This window comes from Rhodoligotrophos appendicifer (assembly GCF_007474605.1).
Classification (GTDB): domain Bacteria; phylum Pseudomonadota; class Alphaproteobacteria; order Rhizobiales; family Im1; genus Rhodoligotrophos; species Rhodoligotrophos appendicifer.
In genome coordinates this window covers 42,562-61,743 of sequence record NZ_VHKL01000013.1, presented here as the reverse complement: position 1 = coordinate 61,743, position 19,182 = coordinate 42,562, and the positions used below count along the sequence as shown (strand labels likewise).

The window sequence follows — 19,182 nt, the reverse complement described above, 5'->3', positions numbered from 1 at the left end:
TCGAATTCACCAATGTCTACAGGTGGCGAACAGATTGTCAAAATCTCCGGCGTCGGACGAAGGGGCGACGGCATCGCAACCCTGGGTGAGGACACGATCTTCATCCCCTTGGGTCTGCCTGGGGAAACCGTACGTGTCCAAAGGACTGGTGACCGCGGACGACTGACCCAGGTTCTGCAGACAAGCTCCGAGCGCGCAGAGCCCTTTTGTCAGTATTTCGGTCGATGCGGAGGATGTTCTCTGCAACATTGGCATGAGGCAAACTACAAAGCGTGGAAGCGGCAGCTGCTGTTGGAAGCGCTTCGCCAACGCGGCATTGATGTCGATCCCGAACCTGTGGTCGACGCTCATGGGGACGGCCGCAGACGAGTCGTTCTGCATGTCCGCCATATAGCCGGCCATGTGCAAGCAGGGTTTATGGGAGCCCGTACTCATCACCTCCAGGACATTGAAACTTGTCCCATTCTCGCATCCGGGCTGAGAGCCGCTCCAGAATTGGCGCGTGCCATCGGCCGTGTCTTCGGTCCGGATTACAAAGGATTAGACGTTCAGGTGGACGGAACTGATGGCGGCATCAGTTGTCATGTCAGGGGCCCGCGTGACATCAGTCTCGATCTGCGGATGGACCTGGCAAGTCTGGCTCAGGAGTATGGTCTGGCCCGATTAACAGTCGGTTCAGAGCTTGTCGTCGAGCAGCGACAGCCTGTCGTCCTCATTGGACAGGTGCGCGTGGTGCTGCCGCCCGGAGGGTTCTTACAAGCGACGGCCAAGGGGCAGGAGCTTCTCCGAGCACTCGTGTCGACCGCGTCAAAGGGCGCAGAAACTGTTGCAGATCTCTTTTGCGGCATCGGACCGTTCACATTTGAGCTTGCAGGCAGAAGTGCGGTTCATGCCATTGACGGAAACGCTGCTGCCATCCTTGCACTGACGACCGCGGCCCGATTTTCTCAGGGTCTTCGGCCCATACGTGCAGAAACTCGCGACCTCTATAAGCGGCCATTGTCATCTGTCGATCTGAACCGCTATGAGACCGTGATTTTGGACCCGCCGAGAGCGGGGGCAGAAGCTCAGGTTCGCGAACTCGCCAGATCAACAGTTCCCAAGGCTGTTTCAGTCTCTTGCGACGTGAACAGCTTCGCTCGCGACGCGGCAATTCTGATCGGCGGAGGCTATCGCCTAACGCGAATTGTCCCGATCGACCAATTTAAATGGTCCGCGCATTTGGAGGTCTTTGGGCTTTTTGAAAGATGATAAACGGAGAAAATCATTTGAAGCCTAAGCTGCAAGCCTGTTTATCTCACATGAATTTTAAGCCAGCAACAAACCATGACTGAAAACGTGCCTCTTTCGTTCGCTGTCGGTCTGTTCGTCGCAATCTTGTTGCTCCATCAACTCGCTTGGGTCGTCGTGAGGTCCGCTTCTCGACATGGAAAACTCGTCTTGCGGGTCGGCCAACGGATTGGATCTCATCAGTGGGTGGAAACGACAAGATCGTCGTTTATTGGATACTTTCCAAGACTCGGGGAGTATTTTAAGAAAAGGCTACAAATAAAATCCTTCTCAGGGTTGCCGCTAACATTATTGATTATTTTTTTATTTTATATTTCTATTTTAGCCGGGGAAATAATTCAGGATATGTTCGAGGCGCAGGGTTCGATCGAGATCGACAACCAAGTAAACAACGCATTATCCATCTTACGGGGATCTCCTGTTCTCGAAATATTTGTATTTATCACTTTCTACGGAACGGTTCCCTTTATGCTGGGGGCATCCGCAGTAATGACTTCGCTTCTCATTGTTTTCCAGAAGGCGACTTATATCTTCCCTCTCTGGCTCACGATGAGCGGAGCAACCGCCACTACATGGGGAGCAAAATTCCTGATAGATCGGCCGAGACCAACTTTTCTAACCGATGTCACAGAAGCTTCACCCAGCTTTCCTAGTGGCCATGCAACGGCCGCTGTAGCAACATTCGGAGTGATAGCTTATTTATATCTCCGAGAAGGGATGACGCTACGGCTCCGATTTGAGGGTGTTTACTGGGCCTGCACGTTGATTATGCTTATCTGCTTTAGCCGTCTCGTGTTGGGAGTTCACTATCTCTCGGATGTGGTCATGGGGTGCCTCGTAGGCATGTTCTGGCTCCTTATAGGAGTGTCGTTGGCAGAACATCTAAGACAGCGAAAGATTGAACATGCATCTGCCGATCGATCGGCACCTCAAAAGGGGCATTGAATCGGGCAACCAATTTTCCCCGACCGCGTTTAGGCATCAAGTTTAGTTGAAGGAGTTTGTCGATGTTAGGCTGGGCGTTGACCTTTCTCATCGTTGCCTTGATTGCAGCCGCCTTGGGCTTCGGCGGCGTGGCGGGAACGGCCGCGATGATTGCGAAAGTCTTGTTTGTTGTATTCTTGATTGCGCTTGTCGTATCACTTGTGATGCACTTTGCAAGAAGGGCTTGACGGTATCTTTCGTCAGGTGAAAGCACCGCCTTCGAGCGGTGCTTTTTTTTGGGAGTGCACGCGAATGCTGACGTCAATGACTGGGAAGTCTGTCGTCGTAACCGGAGCCAGCAAGGGGATTGGAAGGGGGATTGCCCAAGTCTTTGCTTCCAAGGGTGCCCGGGTCTTGGTCGTCTCCAGAAATGCTGAAGAGGGCGCGAGCTGCGCTGCTGAACTTGGCAACGGTGCCTCGTCATTTGCCGCCGATGTGACTAATTGGGATGATATGGAGCGGATGAGCCGTTCAGCAGCCGATCGTCACGGTGGGATAGATGTCCTATGTGCTAATGCAGGCATCTTTCCGCAGATCGGAATCGAGGACATGTCTGTCGGCCAGTGGGACGAAGTCCTAGCGACAAACTTAAAGGGGACGTTTCTATCGGTCAAAGCCTGTCTACCGTATCTCAAGAGGTCTCAATCAGGCAGGATTGTCATTACATCCTCCATTACAGGCCCGATCACGGGCTTTCCTGGATGGGCACACTACGGTGCTTCCAAAGCAGGACAGCTCGGATTTCTCAGGACGGTGGCCATTGAGCTCGCGAAGTATCGCATCACTGTGAACGCTGTTATGCCCGGCAATATCGCGACAGAGGGTCTCGGAGATCTCGGCGAGGACTATGAGCGCGGGATGGCGGCGTCGATCCCGCTTAAGCGCCTAGGACGAGTTGTGGATGTGGGATACGCGGCCCTTTTCCTTGCCTCGGAGGAGGCCGGTTACATCACAGGCCAAACGATTGTTGTCGATGGCGGGCAAATCCTTCCGGAATCCCTGGAAGCGCTCGCGTAAAATCTCCTCAATAGGCTTCTCTCTCCAAGCCAGCGACGTCATAACCGAGCATGGACAAAGCCGTCTCGAGATAGTTTGCCAAGAGAGGCATACGGCCCAGGTAAGCGGTGAGGTCAGGGTTCTCAAACTCTCTGGCATCCTGACGAAAGCCCTCAAACTCATCGGCAGAATCCCCGTCACGTCCAAACCACGTCAATGCTATGAGATCGATCTTCTCAGCGTCATTCAGGCCGCGGATTGAGCCCCACAACTCGGTCAAAGTCGCATTGTCTTTATGATCTTCAAGGATCTCAATCATCCCATCGTCCGTAGGATTGGACCCTGGGTTAGGTTCGGTCATCACGTCGGCCGCATCAAACTGCATCGACTTGGCGATGATAAACGCGACCTTATGCGGTCTGATCTGAAGCATTTTCAAGGGCTCTGCGAAGTGGTTGAACTTGAACGGACAACGTCGATATGGACCGCTCGTTCCCGGAGGCATTCATGAGGCATTTAAAGCTCAACCCGCCGCAGTTGACGCTTCAGGACGCTGAACGAGCCACTGCATTGTTCGGGGTCCAAGGGACTGTCCGAGAGCTCTACAGCGAGCGTGACCAAAATTTCTTGGTAACCGCTGGGGGCGAGTCCCAGTTCGTCTTGAAAATAGCAACCGTGGAGGATCAAACGGGAGAGGTCGAACTGCAGTTGGCGGCACTCAAACACGTTCGGGAAGTCAATCCGCAACTTCCGATCCCCGTCATTCGACACAGTGAGTCGGGGGAGGAGTATCTTGAGTTCACGACGGCTGCGGGCGTCACTCACCTTGCCTTCATGGTGTCGTTTTTGCCGGGTGTGCTCATTGAAGACTCCCCAATCAATGGGGATCTCTTATACGATCACGGGCGGATGATTGCTCGCCTTGGTCAGGCTCTCTCGGGGCTGTTTCATCCTTCGGCAGGACGAGAGCTTCTTTGGGATATCCGGCAGTTACCGAAGCTCAAACAATTCTGCGACCGCGCACCGAGCCGCGAACACCGATTGATTCTCTCCAGAACTATTGATTCCTTCTCATCTGAAACACTGCCGAACCTGAAGGTCTGCCGTGCCCAAATCATTCATGGAGATGCCAACGGACACAATGTCCTGGTCGACGTGACTCAGCCTCACCGCGTCGCCGGGATCATAGACTTCGGCGACCTTTACCATGGCCCGTTGCTTAACGACTTAGCGGTCGCGATTACCGATGTCTTGATGTCAAGGAGTCGGGACAGGTCAGAGGTTCAAGCGATCATTCGAGGGTATAATGAGACGGTTCCATTGCAGCCAGTTGAGATCGGTTTACTGTTCGACTGCCTTACCGCGCGGCTCGCCCTCACAGCCCTGATCTCCCTCTATCGACGGACGGAATTGCCCACACGCTTGGACTACAATCATATTTATGAGGCGCCTTCGGTTGCCTGGCTCGATGAGCTCCACAGCCTCGGCCGAGAGGAGGTGACGGGATGGGTTCGGGAAGCCTGCGGTGTTCGGGATGACAAGGCCATTAAAGTAAAAGGCCCCGCGCGTGACCTGTTATCCCGACGTCAACGCTTGATGAATCCGCGAATGCAGTTGTTTTACGACGCACCGCTTCACATCGTAAGAGGTGAGGGCGTCTGGCTATTCGATGCGACTGGCAGGCGCTATTTGGATGTTTACAACAATGTGCCGCACGTCGGTCACTGCCATCCGAAGGTTGTTGAGGCAATCACCCGACAAGTTAGCACGCTCAATACAAACACTCGATATCTCGGTGAGCAAGTTGTCGCGCTTGCAGAGCGTCTCGGAGAACACTTGCCGGGCGACCTGAAGGTTTGTGCCTTTGTAAACTCTGGATCGGAGGCGAATGATCTCGCCTGGAGAATGGCGAAGGCTTTCAGTGGCCATACCGGCGGCTTGCTTATGGAATCCGCGTATCATGGCATCACGGATGCGATTGATGCCTTTTCGCCTGCAGAGAGACGGATCCCTAGAGAAGACCACCACATAGAAACGCTGACGGCTCCTGATCGATATAGAGGCCCATACAAGACTGACTGTCCGGATACTGCACGACGATATGCATCAGATGCAGACAGAGCCATAGCCCGCCTGGCCGCGAGGGGTGTCAAACCCGCTGCGTTCCTGGTCGATTCGACGTTTCTCACAAATGGTGTTCTTGAGGCTCCCAGGGGATATCTGGACGCTGTTTTCAAGAAGGTTCATGCGGCAGGAGGGCTTTGCATCGCCGACGAGGTGCAGGCCGGATTTGGACGCATGGGCAATTTCATGTGGGGTCATCAAACCTACGGGGTTTTTCCGGACATCGTCACAATCGGAAAGCCGGCGGGGAATGGTCATCCTATCGGTGTAGTCATAACTCGAATGGAGATCATGGACGCACTTTTGGACCAAACGAGTTTCTTCTCAACATTTGGAGGCAACAACGTCTCCTGCGCAGCCGGACTAGCAGTCCTCGATATCATTAAGGAGGAGGGACTGATCGAAAACTCCGGAAGGGTCGGCGCATACCTCAAAAACGCCCTGAGAAATCTGATGCATCGGCATGAGATCATCGGGGACGTCCGTGGCCACGGGCTTGTCATCGGGGTGGAGTTGGTAACGGATCAAATATCCCAACAGCCTGCCCGCAATGAAACTCGCTGGGTCGTCAATGCCTTGTGCCGACGAGGCATTTTGATTGGCTCGGAAGGGCCGCATGGCTGCGTCTTGAAGATCCGGCCGCCGATTGTGTTCAACGTCAAACACGCAGATATGGTGATCGAGAACCTTGATGAGGTTCTAAACGAATGCCGAGAGCAAATGTCTTCGTGACAGATCAATTACTCGAGGAACGTCCCACAGTCCCCGAACGCAAATGATGACTTTTAGCTCAGGTTCTTCTCCCTCACAGACTTCAGCCTGGGAGCACGCATTTGGTCTGGGAGGGAGTGTGACCCTCGATGCTCCCCCTCGGACAGATCACACTTCAACTCACCTGCCTGTGGGTCGCTGCAACAGTGCCCACCTCCCTGTGATCTCGTGGTCGAGAAGGAGGATCATTTTACTGTGTGATCCTCCTACCTCCGATGTATCCTGGAGGTGATCTGGAGCCTCATTCGATGGGTGGCAAGTCATCCAGAATATCAGGCAGAGAGTTGGGATCAGCTGCACCGCCGTTCAGGAGCTCGGATTGCCGATGCTGGAGATAGGCGCTTCGCAGAGCTGAATAAAGGTCGATAGAACTCCGCTGCAGCTCTTCGAAATCATCACGATTGCTGTCATAGGCTATGAGCATCGAACCGCCCATATAAGCCCAGCCCTCATCCGTATTGGTTCCGAAGCCTCCAAAAAGCCAAAACAGCGGATCCGTCAGCACGTCCACCGCCATTCCAACTCCATCCCGAAACGTGGTCGGACCCAACAGGGGTACAACGACGTAAGGGCCATTTTTGACGCCCCAGACACCTAAAGTCTGACCGAAGTCCTCGTAGTGCCTGGGTATGCCGTTAGCGGCTGCGACATCAAGCAGCCCACCGACGCCAACGGTAGAGTTTATCAAGAACCTTGCCAAGGTCTGACCCGCGCGCTTCGGCTCGCCCTGCAACAGATCGTTCAACAGGATGACCGGGCTGCGAGAATTCTCGTAGACGTTGCTGAACGCTTGGCGTCCAGGCTCAGGAACAAGAGTGCGGTACACAGTGTTGATCGGACGCATGACAACTTTGTCGATGGCCAAATTGACACTCAAAGAAGCACGATTCACCTTCTCAAAAGGATCAGGTGCTTGAGTCACGTCTCCGCTCGTCACAATAGGACTCGTCGTCGAGCAGCCCGCGCCAGCGAGTCCCAAAAAAAGGACGCTGCTTAACAGCAAGACACGCCGCAGACAGATTGCGTGCGCCGATAGGCAACTGTTACCAGAATTCATGTAGGATCAACCCCGTATGACCGCGACGCAAACGTAACCGAAGTTAGGACATATTCCAAGATCAGTGCATCTCTCCTCGCTCGAGTGCCTGCAATGTTATCAATCACTGTAATCCAGTGAAACGGCGCGAATCCCGTGTTAATTGGGTGTACAGCGCCCAGTGTCATAAATAGCACATGAGCCCTTTAACACAGTAGGTTACAAGTCCCATGCTCCCAAACGAACCAGTGCCGCCAACCCGCATCGAGTTCTCCGCCGAGGACCGAGCTTGGATTACCGAGCGAATCGCCGAGGTGCTGACGTCAGGAAGGCTCACGTTAGGACCATATACCGAAGAGTTTGAGATTGAGTTTGCGCGGCTCCATCAGGTGAAGCATGCGGTCGCCGTGAACAGCGGCACGAGTTCACTCGAAATCATTCTCAGATCACTAAATGTGGAAGGGAAGGATGTGCTGGTCCCCGCCGACACCTTCTTCGCAACAGCGGCGGCGGTGGTCGCAGCGGGTGGAAGGCCTGTTCTGATGGACAGCGATCCCACCACCATGTCTACCGCGGCGTCCGAGATCGAACGAAGGATTACACCCTCGACTGTGGGCGTCATGATCGTCCACATCGCCGGGATTATTACTGATCAGATGCCTGAGATCTTGGCGACTGCCGAACGACGTGGCCTGTGGGTAGTCGAGGATGCAGCCCACGCGCATGCAGCGACATTAGGCGGCAAATCTGCTGGCAGCTTTGGAGTGGCAGGATCCTTCAGTTTCTACCCAACCAAGGTCATGACGGCTGCCGAAGGCGGAATGATCATCACAGACAATGACGATTTGGCAGCAGAAGCGAGGCTTTATCGCGATCAGGGAAAGGCAAGCTTTCACCAGAATTTGCATGTTCGAATGGGAAGCAACTGGCGACTTTCTGAGCCGCACGCCATCATAGGACTACGTCATCTCTCCCACCTCACTGAGATGATCCAGGGCCGAAGGCGGATCGCGGCAATTTACGATCAAACGCTTAAGAACGGAGATTTTGGTCTAGTGCCACTGTCGCCGCCGAGAGACTGCGTTGCGAATTTCTACAAGTATCCGGTGCTGTTGGCGGATGATATCGACCGAAGCATCTATAAGGGGTGGCTCAAGGACGAGCATAGTGTCATCTGCTCAGGTGAGGTTTATGAGGCGCCACTCCATCGACATCCCGTATTCCAGTCTCTCGACACGGGCGACCTAGGGGGGGCTGAGATGCTGTGTGCAAGACATATCTGCCTGCCCATCTTTGCCAGCATGAATGAGTGGCAGGCGACAAGGGTCCTAGAAGCCGTCAAATGTGCTAGAAGCGAGCTGATTGGCCGCTAGTCGGCCAGAGCCAGCTGTAAAATGCCCCAATAACCAATCCGACGACGGTCCAGATCAATTCTCGCAGACGACGAAGTATAGCGAGACCAAGGCCGATCTCGGTCGAGCCGGTAAAGATGCTGGAGACGTAAATGGTTACGGCCTCCAGTGATCCGAGATGCGCGGGCACGAAGAAAGTTGCGGATTTAATCAGTACGATGGCTGCCTCAATGATCCAGCAATCCCAGAAGCTGACAGGAGCATCAACCAGCTGAAGAATGACCCAAATTTCGGCCACTCCGAACAGCCAGTTAATGAAGAACAGAGTCAAAGTTGAAATGAAGCGCGATGGATTTCTGCGAAAGAAATCAAAGAGATGATGTTCAATTTCGACTAGGGAGGCGATCAGTGCCGAGAGCGAACTAAACCGGCTGCTTCGATCAAGAAAACGTGGAAGCGCAGACAGCCACCGGCGGTGAATTGCGATCAGGCAGAATAGCATGAGTACGGTGAGCCCCAGGGCGGCTATAATCATGGAATTGACGATGGCTGTCGGAATTACGCCCGAGGCTAGTGCAAGTCCCAGTCCTATGAGAACAAAAGGTACTTGCGCCATTGCGAACATGGTCTGGACCAAGACCAGCGACGATGACGACGTGGGGTAGGGGACGCCATATGCCCTGTTGAGAAGGAGCGCTTTGAATGGCTCCCCTCCCAAAGCACCGAAGGGCATGACTACGCTAAGAGCCTCGCCTACCATGTTGACACGCCACAGACGCCAAAGCCACTGCGCTCTAAGGCTTGTTCCAAATGTTAAGGCCCAGGCAGCAATCTCAGCAGCGAAGCCAGCTGCAAAAACGAACAGTATAGCTGTGAGACCCAGAACACCCACACGGGCGGCCACTTCAATTGCGGCATCCAAGTCAGATTCGGAGAGAATCCAGACCAGCAGAGCGATGCCTGCCGCTAGAGCCACTGTGGTCAACAGCTTGGACATGCGGTACTTACGACCTTGAAACTGTCACTTGGCCGGGCCGAACTCTAAATATCCGGCCGCGACGGTCCAACCGGAAGCGATTGCCGCGCCAGAGGAAGGTTCTCTTGCTGAGGGCTGCTGCCCACGAAACCAAGCCTAAAAGATCCCGAAAGGGCAGTAGCCAAAGGGCTCGAAGTGACTCGCGATCTCCGAGCATTCGCGAGATGACCGCTGCTGTACCTAAACGTGCCGTCAAAGCAAATGCAAAAACCATTGAACCGAGTGGCCCAAAACCATCCGCCAGCAGAAAGATGAGGGCAAAGGGAATGGCGCGTGTCAGGATTGTCAAAGCGAAACCAAGGGGATTTGCCGCTTTGGTATTTTGATCCCAATACACCTGGTGGCTCCACCACTGACGAAAAGTTCGATAATCGGGGATAATATCAACAAAGGTGGGAGACAGGCTCATTCGCTTTCCGGCCTGGACCAAACGTCGGCCCATTTCCTGATCCTCCACGAGGAACTCCGCCAGGGAGGGGATACCACCAACAGCGTCGACGTCTGTGCGCCGGACAGCCACCGTCGCACCCAAGCAAAAAACAGCGGCGTTGGTCCAAGCCGTAAACAGGAGGCTCGGTAAAAAGTCAGCGTTCATGCTCAACAGTTCGAGCTTGTCATATGTCGTGCGTGCGTCCGCCGTACGGTAAAGTGTGCACGAGAAGCCGACAGCCGGATCATGAAGCGGCGAGATGATGGTCCGAAGATAATCGGGCGCCACACGCACATCAGCATCGCTGATCACCAAGAATTCATGGAGTGCTGCCTCCAGGCCATTGGAAATGTTCTGGATTTTTCCGTTAAAGACGGGCTCGCTCTCCTTCACCACCAAGGTGACAATTTCCGGATAACGATGTGCGACCCGCCTCAAGATCGGCAAAGCGGGATCGTTTAGCCGCTGAACGCACAGAACCAACTGGAATTCTGGATAGTCCTGCCGGCAAAAGCTGAGAAGGTTGTCCTCCAGGTCGCGATCCAGACCATAGACCGGCTTGAGGATAGAAACCGGGGGGAAAAATGAAGGGGTAATGCGTGTCCTTGCCGCCAACAGACGCCAAGTTGCGAGGACACACAGAAGGGAAAAAATCGTGCCGCCCAAGATAGGGACAGATGCAACTGTCTTAATAATTTCCAACGCCAAGCCCACCAGATTCTCGTTTACCGTGTAGTCTCTAGCCTTCTGTTGCCAAAGAGTGCCTCATTTGAGAGATACATGATCCGGTCGCCAAGGCCAATGTCGGATCACGCAGGTGTATGCGAGCGTTACAATGTCCCGACGATGTGCCGCCATTCGTCGAAATTGGGCTTATTTGGTTAGAATGAAATCAAACTTCCTTCTCTTCATGACCTCACTTCAAGGAGAACTCACTTGTTCCGACGCTTCTTTATTTTAACGCCCCTGGTCCTTGGCTTAGCCGTAGCGCTTCCGGTGACAACCGTTCCTGGGCCAGCCGCGCAAGCCAGCAGCGCCGCAGAGACTTTGATCGGAAACTTTCACGCGGGCCTCCTCTCGACGATGAAACAGGGAGCCAGTTTAGGATATGCCGGACGCGCTCAACGGCTCGCCCCTTTAGTTCGACGCACTTTCGGCTTGCAGACTATGGCCCGGCTCATTGTCGGTTCACAGTGGGGATCGCTCAGTGCGTCCGAACGGCGGTCAATCGAAGATGCTTTCGCCAAATGGGTGATCGCCAATTATGCGAGCCGATTTGATTCTTGGGGTGGCGAAAGCTTTGTGACAGATGGCGTGACTGATGGTGGACGACAGACGGTGATCGTGAACACGCAGATCGTTCCGCAAGGCGTCAAGCTCGGATATCGCGTCCTCAATGGACGGGTGATCGATGTTTATCTCAGCGGCTCAATCAGTCAGCTTGCTCAATGGCGCTCCGAATTCGGAGCTGTCCTGCAGCAGCAAGGTCCCAAGGGGCTGGTCGCTCGATTAGAGGCCGGTGCACGGCAGCTCTCCCAATAATGAGAGCCGCCGCAATCAAGTTCTGACACCGTCAGTCTCTGCTCTCCAGCTGCTGGGGAGGTTTTCCCAGCAGCGACGGCAAAAAGATAAAGCTTGCGACCAGAGTAAGTCCCAACGCGATTGTCAGTAGAATCCCGAGCTGCGACGTTCCTGGGTGGCTCGATATCGCCAAGCTGCCAAAAGAGGCAAGAACCGTCAGCGCACTAAACATAACCGCCCGCGCAACAGGCGCAGAGAGCAGATTGTTTTCTCCATGCCGCCAGGAGTGAACCAGATAAATCGGAAATGTAACGCCTATCCCCAAAAGTAGGGGAAGACCAATTATATTGGCAAAATTCAGCTGAATTCCTATCAGCCCACACAAGCCAAGTGTCCACAATCCCGCCAGAAGCAAGGGCAACAATGTTCGGACGACATCAGACACCCTCCTTAGCGTTAGCCAAAGCAGAATGGCTATCGATATTGAGGCAAGGATCGCGGCTGTAATGAAAGCATTGATAACAAGCGAGCTCGATTCGTGAATCGTAATTGGCATGCCCGTCGCATCGGGAGCCACCGTTCTGACGGCATCAACAAACTTCAGCAACTCATCCGGATTTTGAGCGTCGCCCCTCGGATAGGCAACAATACGATATTGGCCATCTGGAGCAATCCAGCTGCGGCGAAGACTCTCGGGTAAGCTCTCCGGAGTGACTGTTTGCGGATCGAGAACTGCCACCATAAGGCTCCGCGCTTCTCCGAACCCACCGACAATCTCATTCGAAATTGCCTGAAGCTTGGCTGGGTCCGAAACGGCCGCCAGTCGGTTCAATGCCGCTGATAAATTGGCCGCGTCTGTTTTAGTCGGCTCATTAACCTGGTCCGATTCCAAATAGTACTGAATATCCGCGCGACTCCCGTCGAGCGCCCCCGATAAATCATCTATCGAAACTTGAGTCGGTTGGATGGGAGTGTCCATCACTGGCCCGAGCAGCAGACTCAAGTTTTCCAAAATTTCCAACTTTCGAGCCTGTTCCTCAGGAACGAAACTGAAAATCGTCATCGTGTCCCGCACCTCTGGCAGCTGGGACAACTTAGTCGCCATTTCCCTCGCCGTTTCTGGCCCGTCGGTCAGCACATTCAGCGTATAGGGAGTGGTCCATGGATCACTCGCCAATGACATGAGTGTGGCCATACTCTCAGAGGTGGGATCCTTTAGGTGTAGCGGGTCAAAATCGAAGCGGAGCAGAAAAAGCCCTACGAAGGCCAGCAACGATACAAGCGCAGATGCTCCAAGGATGCCAAGGCGCTGACGGACCAGAAAGTCATTCACAGGACGAAGGCGGGTAAATCCGACATGCTTCTTTTCGGGGCCAGGAACTAAGATCGCGAGGAGAGCGGGCAGGAGCGTGACCGTGAGCACAAAGGCGATGAGAATGCCCCCGCCAGCGATCACGCCAAGCTCGGCAACGCCACGATAGGACGTCGGCAGAAACGAGAAAAAGCCTGCCGAGGTTGCGACCGCTGCCAATAGAAGTGGCCGGGCCAGAAGGTTGCCCGTCGACTCAAGGGAGAGCCGGAAATCATCGATTCGGTGACGTTCCTCTCGGAGCCGCATGCAGAACTGAATGCCGAAATCGATGGCAATCCCCACGAACATTACAGTGAAGCCGATGGAGATCAGATTCAATTCACCGATCGCCAGAGCAGCCCACCCCATCGTTCCAAGGAAACCCATCCCCAGCACCACCAATGCCGAGAATATCAATTTCCACGAGTGGAGGGCGAAGGCGAGGATTATGATGACCAGGGATACCGATAGCAGAATGGCAATCGTGGAGCCGTGCTCAACAGTTGCAAATTCTTCGTCAGACAGAGGGACCGAGCCGGTTAGCCGAACCGAATAGCCGTTAGCTTCTGTTAGTCCCAATTCATTCGCAGTTGCTCTAATTCGGTCAGACGCTGGTTTGCCTGGGGTGAGCTGCCCGGTGTCTAGTTTGGGATGAATGAGGATGAAGGCACGGGGGGCGATCTTCGGTCCGATTGATCCGCCAAGCAGGGCACTCCAATCTAAGCTCGCGGGTTTGCCGTTCAATCCGTTGTCAATAGCTCCGGTAAGCTGTGTCAAAAAAGCATGAGAGTCCGCCACACCCGGTTCGCCCATCGTCGCTCCCTGAAATATCAAGGAAACAACGTCAAGCATTCCAACCAATGTCGGATTCGCGCTTAGAGTCGCTAAGATAGGTTGAGCCTTTGTCAGCTGATTGGAAAAAGCCTCCAGCTGTTGGGGAGTAAGATACAGAAGCCCGTTGCGGCGAAAAAACTCGCCACCGCCAGGTTGCTGAATAGACGGAAACAAAGATTTCTCTTGCGAAAGGCGTTCGACCAATTTGTCGGCAGCCTGGTCGGCTTTCAGTTTCGTTGGACCATCCAAGACCACGAGGATCTGATCAGCTTCGCCTGGAAACAGAGCGTTGAAACGATCTTCCGCTTGCAGGAATGGAGCATCACGAGAGAAGAGATCGTTCGTATCGACGTTTACCGTCAATGTGTTGGCAGCGTAGATTGCCAGACAGATGCAGGCGATGATTGAAGTGGCAATCACAAGCCATGGACGGTCCATGCTTATTCGCACAACGCGAACAAGCCATGGCGACCCCGAAGAGGAGAGATTTCCTGCCAATATAAACCCGGATTCTAATATCCGTCGTCGGCTGACCAATCCTGCTGCCAGCGAGGATCGCAGGATTTTCCGGCACGGATGAAGCGAATGTCAGTAGAGATGCGCATCATATCCGACGCAGAGTCAAGAGATGCGTGAACGATCTCGGGTGAATGCGCGATTACGTCGCCTGCACGGTAGTTTGTGACCAGCCAGCGATTCCCCGTCACATCAGACATCCACTTCAAATCGTGGGTAATCGGTCTAGAATCATCGGGCCGGTCGGTGGGAACAGTCTGGCTCTTAATCGACGTCAACGAATGGTCCCTGTGGGAGCCCTCGAGATATACAAGCCCGCCTGCTTCGATGGGACAATCTCCCAAAGGAATCCACAAAGTTACGAAATCATCTTTTCGGCTGTCGATGTAAGTCCGATCGATGTGAGCACGGGATGCTGCTTTCTGACCTCTGATGAAGTGCCTCAAGGGCGTCCGACGAACGCGAAGGGCAGGGCCTCCCAAAAGGTCTTCGGCAAGCTGCTGAAATGACTCAGAATTCACGAAGTCATAGAAGATCTGGCTCCGCACAAATGCATGAGCGGGATGACCAGGAAATCCATGCTTGGGAAGACCTACCGGGGGCTGTCCGGAATATTCCCCCCGGCGAAAGTCACCGTCCTTTACGAAGCTCCTATCGAACAAACGCAGGTAAGCCTCGCGCACATCCAATACATCATCTCGGTCGGCAACCTCCCTCATTAGAAGGTAGCCATTCTGATTGAAGTGCTCTTTGGCCAAGCCGTCAGATGCAGAATGTGCCGTTGTTTCCGCGAGATGACCGACATACTGCGCGATATTGGGGAGAGCTATCCCATTTGAAGAGAGCGAGATGTTCGACATGGGCCTGCAAAAAATATTGTTACCAAAGATTAATCAGGTCGAAGAGCGGTCGGACGCCGTCTTAGTAGTCAGAAGGTCAGAATAACCCCCTGGTGACAGCTTAAGTGCGACTACACGACTGCGAACATTCTTGCTGATCAAGGCCGCAAACTCAGCTTCGTTTTCGTAATCTGGCATCGATTTAGAAAGCTCCGCAGTATGCCGAACTGCAGGATGACAGTGGATCTCTGACACTCCGCCCGGCAAACTGTCAAGGAGTGACAAGAGCGCCTTTTCGTTGAGATGGCCGCTATCCGCGATGCCCAATAACCATTCGTTGTGAGTGATGCCATTGCGCAACAACTTTCGTCGCATCAGCGCCAACCATGGAGCCATTACCAACCATCGCGTGGCCCCCGAAATTTGATGATTTGAGGATGAATCACCAACCGCTGCCAGCCACGGTTCTCGGGGTACGCGCAAACCCACCCCTCTGTGCGTTCGGAGCTGTCTTGCCAGTTCACCGAAGACTGTGGGATGCACCTGCATGTGATTGTGGCCGTTTACATGGTCAAGCTTCAGGCCAGTGTCGAAGAATGCAGCAAACTGGGCAGATATCTCCTTCGCAAGATGTTGCCGAGCCGAGGGATGAAAGAACCAGCGCATCCCCGCTGACAGCAAATCATCGTGAAAACGGCCCAGCCTATTGACCAGAGATGGTATCTCAGTGGGAGGCAACACGGGCTTCCCTTGGACTAGCACTAAGTGCAATCCGACACGCAGGTCTGGAAGGCGTCTGGCCCGTCTCAAGGCGTCATCCAAGGCTTCACCCGTGACCATGAGGCTTGCCGCGCTTAGAACCCCTTCACGGTGGCCGCGTTCAACAGCTTCGTTGATCTCTTCGCTGAAGCCAAAGTCGTCTGCTGTGATAATCAGGGATGCCATCGGCGTCAGCTACGTCAATCGTACGCCCGGTACAAGGTGGTCGTCGACATTTGCAGGATGTTTTGGAGGGAGAATGACACGCATTGCCTTGGTCACGGGAGCGACCGGATTCGTAGGTTCTGCGGTCGCCCGTAAGCTGGTGCAGCAGGGATGGACTGTCAGGATGCTTGTCAGGAGTGGTGCGAACCGATCAAACATCGAGGGAATCATGGGCGACGTCTTTGTCGGGAGCCTGACGGATCCCACTGGATGGGCCCCTGCCTTACGGGGTATCGACGACCTCTTCCATGTGGCGGCGGACTACCGATTGTGGGTGCCGAATCCTGAAGACATGTACGCTACGAATGTCGGAGGGTCGGTGGCGCTGCTCCGAGCGGCGGCGGAGGCGGGGGCATCACGGCTGATCTATACAAGCAGTGTCGCTGTCCTCGGCGCCAAGAATGATGGGACAATCTCCGACGAGACAACACCCGTAACCCTCGAAGACATGATCGGCCATTACAAGCGCTCCAAGTATCTGGCTGAGGAAGCGATCCGGGATCTCGTCCGAAGTGAGTCACTGCCGGTCGTCATCGTGAACCCATCAACACCTATTGGTCCCCGCGATATCAAGCCTACTCCCACGGGCCGAATAGTCGTTCAAGCTGCTAAGGGACAGATGCCGGCGTATGTTGATACTGGGCTCAACGTGGTTCATGTGGATGATGTCGCAGAAGGACATGTTCTTGCTTGGCAAAAAGGAAAAATTGGTCAGCGATACATTCTTGGCGGTGAGAACATGACTTTGCAGCAAATTCTCGCCACTATTGCAGAGCTGACGAAAGGGCGGCAGCCATTGGTGAAGCTGCCCACAAAGGCAATCTTGCCGCTGGCCTATGCCGCGGAGTTCATAGCGCGCCGCCTGCCGGGTTGGGAGCCTTTCGTTACCGTCGACGGCGTCAGAATGGCCAATAAGAAAATGTTCTTTAGTCATGATAAAGCTGCCAAGGAGCTCGGCTATTCCGCTCGGCCAGCCGAGGAGGCAATTGCTGATGCCCTGACATGGTTCAAAAGCAGCGGCAGACTCTAATTGTCCACAGCTATGGCATGAAAGAATGTACCCGAAACGTGCCCCCGCATATGACCCGCCTTACCTAGGGGGCGGCCTTCTCCGTCAACCACCTCCACAAGAGGGGCATCACATCCTTCGCTCAAAATGGAGGCATAATGAAATTCGTGGCCGCGAATAACGGAAGTCTTTCCCCCCATCCATGACTGGTCGATCAGCTTCGCCCTTCGGTACCCCAGGTGGAGTTTCTTTTTCGCGAAAGTGGTTTCGTGACTGAGTAAGCCCGCCATCTCGTATGAGTTATTGTCGGAATTGATCAGCACCTGGCCTAGAACCATGTATCCGCCACACTCACCATGTACCGGCCGAGTCTCTGCAAATTCCCTTAGCCCTGACTTGAAGGTTTCAGCCCCAGCAATAGCTTGCGCGTGGAGTTCGGGATAGCCCCCGGGCAGCCAACAAGCGTCACACTGATTCGGCGGGGGTTCGTCCGCCAAAGGCGAGAAAAATACTATTTCTGCGCCTGCTGAGCGCCAACCCTCCAAAAGATGCGCGTAGGTGAAGGAAAATGCTGCATCTCTTGCCAAGGCTATTCTCTGTCCAGGGGGAGACATGGCAATGCCCTCAGCTTTGCTGTGTTGCTGAGGCAAGGTCGCAGAAGACACAATTTTCTCCAAATCGAGGTGTTGCTCCGCAAGTTCCCTTAGCCTTTCAAGAAACGCTGCTGCAGACGGATGCTCGAAAATTTGCACCAGCCCGAGGTGCCGTTCAGGAATTGCAATATCAGCCATGCGTGGAATTGCCCCGAGGAAGGGAATCCCGATCGCCTCGATTGAATTCCTTACCATCCGCAGATGACGTTCACTGCCCACCCGATTCGCGATCACTCCACATATGGTCACTGACGGGTTGTAAAGACTAAACCCCTTGGCAACGGCGGCAGCCGACTGAGCTTGGCCGCTCACATCAAGGACAAGAATAACGGGCAATCCAAATCTTGCAGCGACGTCGGCCGGGGCACCGCTTCTTCCGGGGGGAGCCTCAATCCGGTCAAAGAGCCCCATTGCCGCTTCAACGAGAAAGAGGTCAGCGTTCTCCGCGGTCTCGCACATCAAGTTGTCCAGCAAGGGGGGAGGCATCGCCCAGCTGTCAAGGTTGAATGTGGTTTGACCAGTTGCAGCCGTGTGGAATGCAGGATCGATATAGTCTGGCCCTGTCTTTGCTGACTTCATGCGAAGTCCCCGCGCCTTCAACGCGGCTAGCAGAGCAATCGTTATCGTGGTTTTCCCAGAACTTGAGCGGGGTGCCGCGATCATAAGACCAGACGCACTCATACTGCCTGCTCGAATTCACGAATTGCAGATGTGAGTGCTGCCCTCAAGGAAACGATCCCACCTATGACTATAAGTGCAGGTGGACCAACGTCTTGACGTTCGACATCGGCACAGACGTCCTTCAGGTTCGAAACGAGGATCCTCTCGTCGGCCAGGGTGGCGTTTTCGATGACAGCGACAGGTGTCGCGGCGCTCAAACCTCCTAACATCAACTGGGATGTTATGTGAGGTAACGTCCGCACCGCCATATAGAGCACCACCGGAATGGCGAGTTTCGCTAACGTCAGCCAATCCAGCTCGGTATGATCATCAGCACTGTGACCGGTGGCCAAGATGATCGCCTGATTGATGCCGCGCATCGTGGCAGGAATAGACGCCACGGCGAGCCCTCCCAAGCCTGAGGTTATTCCGGGCAGTACTCTGAATGGAATTCCAGCTTCAATCAGGGCCAATGCTTCTTCGCCACCACGACCGAAAACAAATGGATCACCCCCCTTGAGACGTAGAACACGACGATTGGCGCGCGCGAGGCTAATCAGCCCCTCGCTGATATCTTCCTGAGGGAATGAAGGCTTACCGCCCCGCTTGCCTGCAAACACGCGCTCAGCCGATGGGTTTGCCATCTCCAAGACGCGAGCGTCGACCAAAGCGTCATAGACAATAACGTCGGCCTGAGACAGTGCCGATAAAACGTTTAAAGTCAGGTGCCCAGGATCGCCAGGTCCTGCTCCGGCGAGCCAAACAGAACCCGGCCGGAAACAGGGCATCGTCCCAA

Annotated in this window: 17 protein-coding genes; 8 read left to right on the top strand and 9 right to left on the bottom strand. The window is 54.3% G+C overall.

What is annotated here, in order from left to right; translation table 11 throughout:
* Positions 1 to 12: 12 nt before the first annotated feature.
* The 4 genes from FKM97_RS23555 to fabG all read left to right on the top strand — a co-directional run bounded on the left by FKM97_RS23555 (position 13) and on the right by fabG (position 3,291).
* Complete coding sequence (locus FKM97_RS23555) at positions 13 to 1,251, top strand: class I SAM-dependent RNA methyltransferase (protein ID WP_144294915.1); 1,239 nt, start codon at positions 13 to 15, stop codon at positions 1,249 to 1,251.
* Positions 1,252 to 1,326: 75 nt separating this feature from the next.
* Entirely contained in the window at positions 1,327 to 2,235 is a 909-nt protein-coding gene (locus tag FKM97_RS23550) for a phosphatase PAP2 family protein (protein ID WP_144294914.1), read from the top strand.
* Positions 2,236 to 2,297: 62 nt separating this feature from the next.
* On the top strand, positions 2,298 to 2,462 hold the full coding sequence (locus FKM97_RS23545; protein ID WP_144294913.1) for a DUF1328 domain-containing protein: 165 nt from the start codon (positions 2,298 to 2,300) through the stop codon (positions 2,460 to 2,462).
* 64 nt (positions 2,463 to 2,526) lie between these two features.
* Positions 2,527 to 3,291 carry a 3-oxoacyl-ACP reductase FabG gene (gene fabG / locus FKM97_RS23540; protein ID WP_144294912.1) on the top strand — a complete coding sequence of 255 codons (765 nt, stop codon included), beginning with the start codon at positions 2,527 to 2,529 and terminating at the stop codon, positions 3,289 to 3,291.
* 7 nt (positions 3,292 to 3,298) lie between these two features.
* Here the strand turns inward: fabG and FKM97_RS23535 are convergent, their stop codons facing one another.
* A complete protein-coding gene (locus FKM97_RS23535) occupies positions 3,299 to 3,703 on the bottom strand; it encodes a DUF3775 domain-containing protein (protein ID WP_170241106.1) in 405 nt (134 codons plus the stop codon).
* A 74-nt stretch (positions 3,704 to 3,777) separates the two neighbouring features.
* Here FKM97_RS23535 and FKM97_RS23530 point away from each other — a divergent pair, with 74 nt between their 5' ends.
* Positions 3,778 to 6,126, top strand: coding sequence for an aminotransferase class III-fold pyridoxal phosphate-dependent enzyme (locus tag FKM97_RS23530; protein ID WP_170241105.1), 2,349 nt, complete (start codon positions 3,778 to 3,780; stop codon positions 6,124 to 6,126).
* 280 nt (positions 6,127 to 6,406) lie between these two features.
* Here the strand turns inward: FKM97_RS23530 and FKM97_RS23525 are convergent, their stop codons facing one another.
* A complete protein-coding gene (locus tag FKM97_RS23525) occupies positions 6,407 to 7,087 on the bottom strand; it encodes an MlaA family lipoprotein (protein ID WP_170241104.1) in 681 nt (226 codons plus the stop codon).
* 344 nt (positions 7,088 to 7,431) lie between these two features.
* Between FKM97_RS23525 and FKM97_RS23520 the strand changes: the two genes are divergently transcribed.
* Entirely contained in the window at positions 7,432 to 8,574 is a 1,143-nt protein-coding gene (locus tag FKM97_RS23520) for a DegT/DnrJ/EryC1/StrS family aminotransferase (protein WP_144294908.1), read from the top strand.
* Here FKM97_RS23520 and FKM97_RS23515 read toward each other — a convergent pair.
* Both FKM97_RS23515 and FKM97_RS23510 read right to left on the bottom strand, forming a co-directional pair.
* Positions 8,549 to 9,550, bottom strand: coding sequence for a lysylphosphatidylglycerol synthase domain-containing protein (locus tag FKM97_RS23515; RefSeq protein WP_144294907.1), 1,002 nt, complete (start codon positions 9,548 to 9,550; stop codon positions 8,549 to 8,551). The genes FKM97_RS23520 and FKM97_RS23515 overlap by 26 nt on opposite strands.
* A 7-nt stretch (positions 9,551 to 9,557) precedes the next feature.
* Entirely contained in the window at positions 9,558 to 10,733 is a 1,176-nt protein-coding gene (locus FKM97_RS23510) for a glycosyltransferase (RefSeq protein WP_170241103.1), read from the bottom strand.
* 369 nt (positions 10,734 to 11,102) lie between these two features.
* Between FKM97_RS23510 and FKM97_RS23505 the strand changes: the two genes are divergently transcribed.
* Positions 11,103 to 11,561, top strand: coding sequence for an ABC transporter substrate-binding protein (locus FKM97_RS23505; RefSeq protein ID WP_246105243.1), 459 nt, complete (start codon positions 11,103 to 11,105; stop codon positions 11,559 to 11,561).
* A gap of 31 nt (positions 11,562 to 11,592) precedes the next feature.
* Here the strand turns inward: FKM97_RS23505 and FKM97_RS23500 are convergent, their stop codons facing one another.
* The 3 genes from FKM97_RS23500 to hpnK form a co-directional block, all read right to left on the bottom strand.
* Positions 11,593 to 14,175, bottom strand: a complete 2,583-nt coding sequence (locus FKM97_RS23500; protein ID WP_281290139.1) for an MMPL family transporter — start codon at positions 14,173 to 14,175, stop codon at positions 11,593 to 11,595.
* A gap of 62 nt (positions 14,176 to 14,237) precedes the next feature.
* A complete protein-coding gene (locus tag FKM97_RS23495; protein ID WP_144294903.1) occupies positions 14,238 to 15,101 on the bottom strand; it encodes a phytanoyl-CoA dioxygenase family protein in 864 nt (287 codons plus the stop codon).
* A gap of 33 nt (positions 15,102 to 15,134) precedes the next feature.
* Positions 15,135 to 16,025, bottom strand: coding sequence for a hopanoid biosynthesis-associated protein HpnK (hpnK, locus tag FKM97_RS23490; RefSeq protein ID WP_144294902.1), 891 nt, complete (start codon positions 16,023 to 16,025; stop codon positions 15,135 to 15,137).
* A gap of 73 nt (positions 16,026 to 16,098) precedes the next feature.
* Between hpnK and hpnA the strand changes: the two genes are divergently transcribed.
* Positions 16,099 to 17,094 (top strand): hopanoid-associated sugar epimerase, encoded by a 996-nt coding sequence (gene hpnA / locus FKM97_RS23485; RefSeq protein WP_144294901.1) that lies wholly within the window; start codon positions 16,099 to 16,101, stop codon positions 17,092 to 17,094.
* Here the strand turns inward: hpnA and FKM97_RS23480 are convergent.
* Positions 17,091 to 18,407 carry a cobyrinic acid a,c-diamide synthase CobB gene (locus FKM97_RS23480; protein WP_144294900.1) on the bottom strand — a complete coding sequence of 439 codons (1,317 nt, stop codon included), beginning with the start codon at positions 18,405 to 18,407 and terminating at the stop codon, positions 17,091 to 17,093. The two genes, hpnA and FKM97_RS23480, sit on opposite strands and share 4 nt — an antisense overlap.
* Entirely contained in the window at positions 18,404 to 19,174 is a 771-nt protein-coding gene (gene cobA, locus FKM97_RS23475; RefSeq protein WP_144294935.1) for a uroporphyrinogen-III C-methyltransferase, read from the bottom strand. Before cobA ends, FKM97_RS23480 begins: the two co-directional genes overlap by 4 nt.
* Between the last annotated feature and the right edge of the window lie 8 nt (positions 19,175 to 19,182).

Coding starts and splice junctions, on each gene's coding strand:
- FKM97_RS23555 (WP_144294915.1), top strand. CDS start 13: ATGTCTACAGGTGGCGAACAGATTGTCAAAATCTCCGGCGTCGGACGA.
- FKM97_RS23550 (WP_144294914.1), top strand. CDS start 1,327: ATGACTGAAAACGTGCCTCTTTCGTTCGCTGTCGGTCTGTTCGTCGCA.
- FKM97_RS23545 (WP_144294913.1), top strand. CDS start 2,298: ATGTTAGGCTGGGCGTTGACCTTTCTCATCGTTGCCTTGATTGCAGCC.
- fabG (WP_144294912.1), top strand. CDS start 2,527: ATGCTGACGTCAATGACTGGGAAGTCTGTCGTCGTAACCGGAGCCAGC.
- FKM97_RS23535 (WP_170241106.1), bottom strand. CDS start 3,703: ATGCTTCAGATCAGACCGCATAAGGTCGCGTTTATCATCGCCAAGTCG.
- FKM97_RS23530 (WP_170241105.1), top strand. CDS start 3,778: ATGAGGCATTTAAAGCTCAACCCGCCGCAGTTGACGCTTCAGGACGCT.
- FKM97_RS23520 (WP_144294908.1), top strand. CDS start 7,432: ATGCTCCCAAACGAACCAGTGCCGCCAACCCGCATCGAGTTCTCCGCC.
- FKM97_RS23515 (WP_144294907.1), bottom strand. CDS start 9,550: ATGTCCAAGCTGTTGACCACAGTGGCTCTAGCGGCAGGCATCGCTCTG.
- FKM97_RS23505 (WP_246105243.1), top strand. CDS start 11,103: ATGAAACAGGGAGCCAGTTTAGGATATGCCGGACGCGCTCAACGGCTC.
- FKM97_RS23495 (WP_144294903.1), bottom strand. CDS start 15,101: ATGTCGAACATCTCGCTCTCTTCAAATGGGATAGCTCTCCCCAATATC.
- hpnK (WP_144294902.1), bottom strand. CDS start 16,025: ATGGCATCCCTGATTATCACAGCAGACGACTTTGGCTTCAGCGAAGAG.
- hpnA (WP_144294901.1), top strand. CDS start 16,099: ATGACACGCATTGCCTTGGTCACGGGAGCGACCGGATTCGTAGGTTCT.
- FKM97_RS23480 (WP_144294900.1), bottom strand. CDS start 18,407: ATGAGTGCGTCTGGTCTTATGATCGCGGCACCCCGCTCAAGTTCTGGG.
- cobA (WP_144294935.1), bottom strand. CDS start 19,174: ATGCCCTGTTTCCGGCCGGGTTCTGTTTGGCTCGCCGGAGCAGGACCT.